Source organism: Hydrogenophaga sp. A37 (assembly GCF_002001205.1).
Taxonomy (GTDB): Bacteria; Pseudomonadota; Gammaproteobacteria; order Burkholderiales; family Burkholderiaceae_C; genus Hydrogenophaga.
Map to the genome: position 1 here is coordinate 22,076 of NZ_MUNZ01000168.1, position 6,000 is coordinate 28,075.

The 6,000-nt window shown below is 67.6% G+C and carries 6 protein-coding genes; all 6 read right to left on the reverse strand.

What is annotated here, in order from left to right; translation table 11 throughout:
- Positions 1-63: 63 nt before the first annotated feature.
- Positions 64-795: a glutamine amidotransferase gene (locus B0E41_RS22590; protein ID WP_077334706.1), complete on the reverse strand. Its 732-nt coding sequence runs from the start codon at positions 793-795 to the stop codon at positions 64-66.
- Positions 796-1,026: 231 nt separating this feature from the next.
- The gene (locus B0E41_RS22595) at positions 1,027-1,368 is read right to left on the reverse strand and encodes a hypothetical protein (RefSeq protein WP_171984848.1); all 342 of its coding nucleotides are present in this window, start codon (positions 1,366-1,368) and stop codon (positions 1,027-1,029) included.
- Between the two features lie 184 nt (positions 1,369-1,552).
- A complete protein-coding gene (gene recQ, locus B0E41_RS22600) occupies positions 1,553-3,451 on the reverse strand; it encodes a DNA helicase RecQ (protein WP_077334710.1) in 1,899 nt (632 codons plus the stop codon).
- Between the two features lie 120 nt (positions 3,452-3,571).
- Positions 3,572-3,991 (reverse strand): rhodanese-like domain-containing protein, encoded by a 420-nt coding sequence (locus B0E41_RS22605; protein WP_077334712.1) that lies wholly within the window; start codon positions 3,989-3,991, stop codon positions 3,572-3,574.
- A 66-nt stretch (positions 3,992-4,057) separates the two neighbouring features.
- Positions 4,058-5,476 carry an XVIPCD domain-containing protein gene (locus B0E41_RS22610; protein WP_077334714.1) on the reverse strand — a complete coding sequence of 473 codons (1,419 nt, stop codon included), beginning with the start codon at positions 5,474-5,476 and terminating at the stop codon, positions 4,058-4,060.
- Positions 5,473-6,000: hypothetical protein (locus B0E41_RS27245; protein WP_077334716.1), on the reverse strand; the 528-nt coding region annotated here is incomplete at its 5' end. The genes B0E41_RS27245 and B0E41_RS22610, both read right to left, overlap by 4 nt.

Below are 6,000 nucleotides of genomic sequence, written 5' to 3' on the forward strand. Positions count from 1 at the left end.
CGCGGCGCCCTGGGCTGGCCGCCTCTCTCCGAATCCATGCCCGAGCGAAACGCAAACGCCCGCTCACTCGGCCGAAGCCAGCGCCAGGCGCGCAAACCGGGGCAACACCGACGCCGCCTCGGGCGTGGGCCTGAGCGCCGCAGCGATCTGCGGTGCATCGAGCCCTTCGCGCTCCAGCACCGGGCCCAGACCGTCCAGATAACTCCGCAGCGCCTCGTCTGAAAATTCGGGGTGGAACTGCACGCCCCAGGCGTTGCGGCCGACGCGGAAAGCGTGGTGCGGTTCGAAGGCGTTGCCCGCCAGCAGCACCGCGCCCGGCGGCAGGCGCCGCACCGATTGCCAGTGCGTGGCCTGCGCGTCGAACGCGTCGGGCAGGTCGCCCAACAGCGGGTCCTGCGCCGCAGCGGCGTGGCGCTGAACGGAAACGGTGCCGATCTCCACGCCACCGGGGTGGTGCGCCACCTCGCCGCCCAGCGCGTGGGCCAGCAGCTGGTGGCCGTAGCAGATGCCCAGCACCGGCGTCTCGGCCTGCACCGCCTGCTGCAGCCAGGGCACCAGCGCCTCGCTCCAGGGCTCGCGCTCCGACACCATGGCGTGCGAACCCGTGAGCACGATGCCCGCCACCGTCTCGGGCGGAGGCGGTGTGGCGCCGCTCCGGGCATCGAACACCACCACCTCGGCCCCGCCCTCGCGCAGCCCCGCCGCGATCCAGTCGTCGAAGTCGCCCAGGCGCTCGCGGATGTGGTCGTGGGTCGAGCCGGTTTTGACGATGAGCAGGGTGCGGGCAGCGGTCATGGGGAGATTCTAAAAAGACCACCGCCAGGAAGAACGGAGCACAAAAAAAAGGCCCATCGCAAGGACGGGCCAGAGGAGGACGTTCACAACAAAAAAACGGTCGAAGAGGAAGGGAACACAGACCCCTCTCCGGCGAAAGCGCCTTAGCCCAGAACGCAGCGGAACCGGCTCCGCCGGGCCGCCAGCGTTGCCCCCTGGGGGGTGACGCGCCCTTAGGCGCGGCGCGGGGGGTTAGTGAAGCAGTGCCATCGGCCCCGAAGGCAGTTCCTCCGCCGCATGGTCCGGGTGGTGCTCGACAAAGAACTGCAGTTTCTGGTCCAGGCGTGCCACACGGTTGTGCGCGACGCCTTCGCAATGGTGTTTGGAGATCAGGTTGAACAACTTGCCGCGCAGGAACCACAGGTCCTTGGGGCTCTTGCACGCGATCAGCGCGGCGTGCAGACGGGTGCGCAAGGGGTCCTTGATGTCGGCCATCGCGTCTTCAAACTCGTCCACCAGAAAGTCCAGCTCAAGCACCTGCGTGTCGTGGTAACTCGGCTTTTTGTTGCCAAACCAAGGCAGCTTGAAAAACATGGTGATCTCCCGGGAAGTGATCTGGGCCGGGCAGGATGCTCCGGTGTCACCTTCTTCATCGGCCATGGCGGCCGCGCCTTGAGCGCCGGAAGCACAAATCACGGGCCCTCCCCGATGAGCGGTCACCGCGCCAAAAGCGGGTCATACGATGGTTGACAAAGCGCTGTGGAGGGCCGCCCACCGCTCAATCAAAAGCACTCACCACCCGAAGCACCTCGGCGCCATACGCCTCGCGTTTTTTCTGACCAATGCCGGCCACACCATCCAGATCGGCCATCGAGCGCGGTTTTTGAGCAGCGATGGCGCGCAGCGTCGCGTCGTGAAAGATCACAAAGGCCGGCAGGTTGTGTTCGCGCGCCACTTCGGCACGCCAGGCCTTGAGCGCGTCCAGGCAGTCGCGCTCGGCCAGGCTGAGCGGTTTGCCATCTGGCGCCGTCGCCGCCGCGCTCTTGCTGCGGGCGCTGCTGCGCGAGCTGGTTTTTTTCTCGCTCGCGTGCCGCAGCCAGACCGGTGTTTCGCCTTTCAGGATGGCGCGCGCCGCGTCGGCCAGGTGCAGGGTGTTGAAGTGCGCCGAGTCCACGGTGATGGCCTCGCGTGCGATCAGCTGGCGCAGCAGCGCGCGCCACTGCGTTTCGCCCAGGTCGGCGCCGATGCCGAAGGTGCTGAGCCGGTCGTGGCCGTACTGCGTGACCTTCTCGGTCACCTTGCCGCGCAGGATGTCCATGATGTGGCCGGCGCCGAAAGCCATGCCGCTGGACTGCTGCACGCGGTAGATGCACGAGAGCAGCTTGCGCGCGGATTCGGTCGCGTCGTCCAGCGCGGGTGGACTGATGCAGTTGTCGCAGTTGCCGCAGGGTTGGCTGGGCTCGCCGAAGTACGACAGCAGACGCATCCGCCGGCAGTCGCTCGCTTCGGCCAGCGTGAGCAGCGCGTCGAGCTTGCCGCGCAGCACCTGCTTGAACTCGTCGGCCGCGGGGCTCTCGTCGATCATGCGGCGCTGGTTCACCACGTCTTGCAGGCCGTAGACCATCCAGGCGTTGGCGGCCTCGCCGTCGCGCCCGGCGCGGCCGGTCTCCTGGTAGTAGCCCTCGATGTTCTTGGGCATGTCCAGGTGGGCGACAAAGCGCACGTCGGGCTTGTCGATGCCCATGCCGAAGGCGATGGTCGCGACCATGATCACGCCCTCTTCGCGCAGAAAGCGGTCCTGGTGTTTTTGCCGCAGGGCCGCGTCCAGCCCGGCGTGGTAGGGCAGGGCGTTGAAGCCGGCGTCGCGCAGCATGCCCGCCACCTCTTCCACCCGCTTGCGCGACTGGCAATACACGACGCCGGCGTCGTGGCCGTCGGCGCCCGAGTGCTCGTCGCGGATGAAGCGCAGCAGCTGCTGCGTGCCGTCTTTTTTCTCGACGATGGTGTAGCGGATGTTGGGCCGGTCGAAGCTGCTGACGAAGCGGCGTGCGTCCTGCAGCTGCAGGTGCGTCACGATGTCTTCGCGCGTCAGGTCGTCTGCCGTGGCGGTGAGCGCCACGCGCGGCACGCTGGCAAAGCGTTCGTGCAGCACCACCAGTGCGCGGTACTCGGGCCGGAAGTCGTGGCCCCACTGGCTCACGCAGTGCGCCTCGTCGATGGCAAACATCGAGAGCTTGCCGCGCTCGTGCAGTGAATCGAGCAGCGCCAGGAAACGCGGCGTGGTCAGGCGCTCGGGCGCGGCGTAGAGCAGGGTGATCTCGCCGCGCAGCATCTGCTTCTCGACCGCCTGGGCTGCTTCACTGCTCAGGCTGGAGTTGAGAAAGGCCGCGGCCACGCCCGCCTCCAGCAGCGCGCCCACCTGGTCGTGCATCAGCGCGATCAGCGGCGACACCACCACCGTGAGCCCATGGCCGCCGCGCTCGCGCACGATGGCCGGGATCTGGAAACACAGCGACTTGCCGCCGCCCGTGGGCATCAGCACCAGGGCATCGCCGCCCTCGCTCACATGGCGCACGATGTCGGCCTGCGGGCCACGGAACGCGTCGTAGCCAAACACCTCCTGCAGCACGCCGGCGCAGGTCTCCAGGGTTTCGCCGCTCTCTGAAATATCAATCATGTGTGGTGCGGTACAAAACCGGTGGCTTGGGGCGGCCGATGGCTAGGCGCCAGCGCGCGGACAGTGCTTTAGCACGGCAAGCGATGGCAACAGCGCCATCGGGTGATCCCAAGACACCGGTCACATTTGCTCCCATGGAAGGCCGTCGTACCGCCAGCCGTTGAGCGACGAGCGCTTGAACGTGTCGTTGAGGTCGCCCTCGAAGCCGTGCACCACGTGCAAGACCTCGGTGAATCCGGCGGCTTCGAGCGCGGCGCCCGCGTCCAGCGTGCGCTTGCCGCTGCGGCAGATCAGTATCACAGGGCGCCGCCTGTCACCCGCCTCGGCCGCCACCGCATCGGCAAAACGGGCCGCGTCGGGCCTCAGGTCAGGATATTCGTACCAGGGGATGTTGTTCACCCCCGGCGGACGGCCCACGTAGAGCGATTCGATCTCCATGCGCACGTCCACGAACAGCGGCGCCTCCTGGCCCTCGGCGGTGCGGCGCGCGGTCTCGGCCTGCAGCCACGACCAGGCTTGCTTGGGGGTCAGGTGTTTCATGGGCTGTATTTTCAGGCAAGCCACAGCAGCCACCGTTTGACCGCCCCGGCCGGGGCGGTCGTCCCACTACACGGCCCTTGCGGTGGCCTCGGTTTCGCGGGCGGTGCCGCGCGCGGCTTCGGCCACCCGGTCCTCGGCCGGGCCCTGCGTCGCCATGGCCTGCTGCGACTGCCCGGCGGGCGTGTTGGCCGCCGCGGCGGCGTCGATCCGACCCTCGCGCAGGGTCTGGCCGTCGTGCTGCGCGAAACGCACCGAGTTGCCGTCGGCCTTGAGGTGGGTGATGCGGCTGAGGCCGGCCTCCTGCGCCGACCGGGCGAGCGCCCAGGCGGTGTTTTCCAACCCCTGGTTCCATGGCAGACCGTGTTCGGTGGCCAGGCGCTGCACCTGCTCTCGGCTGTCGGCGAGCAGCCTTCGCGATGCGGGAGAGAGGGTGTCCAGCGAGGCCGGTTGGCCAGGGGCGAGATCGAGTTGGCTGTGCTGGCGCGAGGTCGGCGCGGCGGCAGACCCGTCCCGCTGCGCGGGCTCGCCCGGCGCCAGCGGCCCGCGCACGCGGTCGACGGTGTCTTCGATGGCACCGTCGAGCCCGCGCCCGACGGCGGTGATGATGCCGCGCTTGAGGCGCACGTCGTGGCGGTACTCGCCGATCTGCACCGCGTTGCGCGCGGCCAGCGCCTGGGCCTGTCCGTCGTGGAGCACCGAGTGGTCGGGTCGTCCCTGGGCATCGACGTCCACGAAGTGGTGCATGCGGTGGCTGTCGCCCAGGGCCACGGCCGCGCCGATGGTGCGCGGCGGCGTGGTGCCCGTGGCGTAGTGGACCGGGAGGTGGCCCCGCAGCGGATCGCTCCAGTGGGTCTGGTTGTCGAAGCCGTGGGCCGTCAGCGTGTCCACCTCTTGCGCACGCGCGTGGATGCGGACCTGCCCGAAGTGCGGGCTGCCGGCACTGACCATGTCGCCGGCCATCACGTGGTTGATCATCGAGTGGCCACCCTCGGGAATGCGCCGGTCGAGGCTGGCCGCACCGAAGGCGTTGAAGGTCTCGCCCGTCAGACCGAAGTGGTGCGCGCTGACCTGGGCGAGCGTGCCGCCGAGGGAGTGGCCGGTGACGGTGACGGGGTTTGGTGCGAGTCCGTCCTTGGTTGCTTCGGATGCCGCCATGGTCAAGGCCTGCCGTGTCAGGGCGATGGCGTCGTCCGCTTGCAGGTTGGAGCGGCTGAGCACCATGCCGGCGTCCGCCAGGACCCCGTCCTTGTAGGCTTCCCGGTCGAACTCGGTGCCCCGATGCGCCACCACGATCTCGCCGGTGTCCACGCGTTGATAGATCGTGCCTTGGTAGCCGGTTCGTGGGTTGTCCGCGTGCGCTCGGATCAGATATGCAATGCCGCCGATGGTCTCCGGTCGGGCGTCACTTCTGGAATACGAGCCTGTTGGATGGCCTCGATACGCATCGCGTGCCAGATCGGCGTACTGCTGGCTGCCGATGCTCATGACTTGCCCCTTACGGACGCAGTGATGGAGAAGAGATTGGCGCGATGCGTTGGGCCAAATTCACTGGGGTCTCGTCGACCCGAATTGCTCGTGTCTCCCGCTCCCGGCAACCGAGGGTAGTCGCCCTTCCAGTAGTGCTGTTTGATCACCGAGCCAGTGTTGATGTCCTTTGACACCAGATGGACGACATACACCGTGTCCTCCTTGGCCCCAGTAGCGCTGATGCCCACCCGGATGGACGTCAGATCCCAGTGACACACACCTTTGCCGTAGTAGTCCTCGTCCAGCATGCCATCCCGGTAGGCCGTGACCACAAAGCGATTCTTCCCAGCGGGGGACACTTTGACTGGCATTGCCTTCGACGGTGAGGCTCGCGCTCCGGCCCATTCGCTGGTCACGTAGTTGCAGTTGAAGGACTGGTATGCCAGATCGCCTTTGAATTCAGCAAACGGCCCGGGTGCGTCGTGGATTTCGAATTCGACCTCAAACCCCTCCTTGGGCGCCGGGTTGACCCGGTAGAGGTG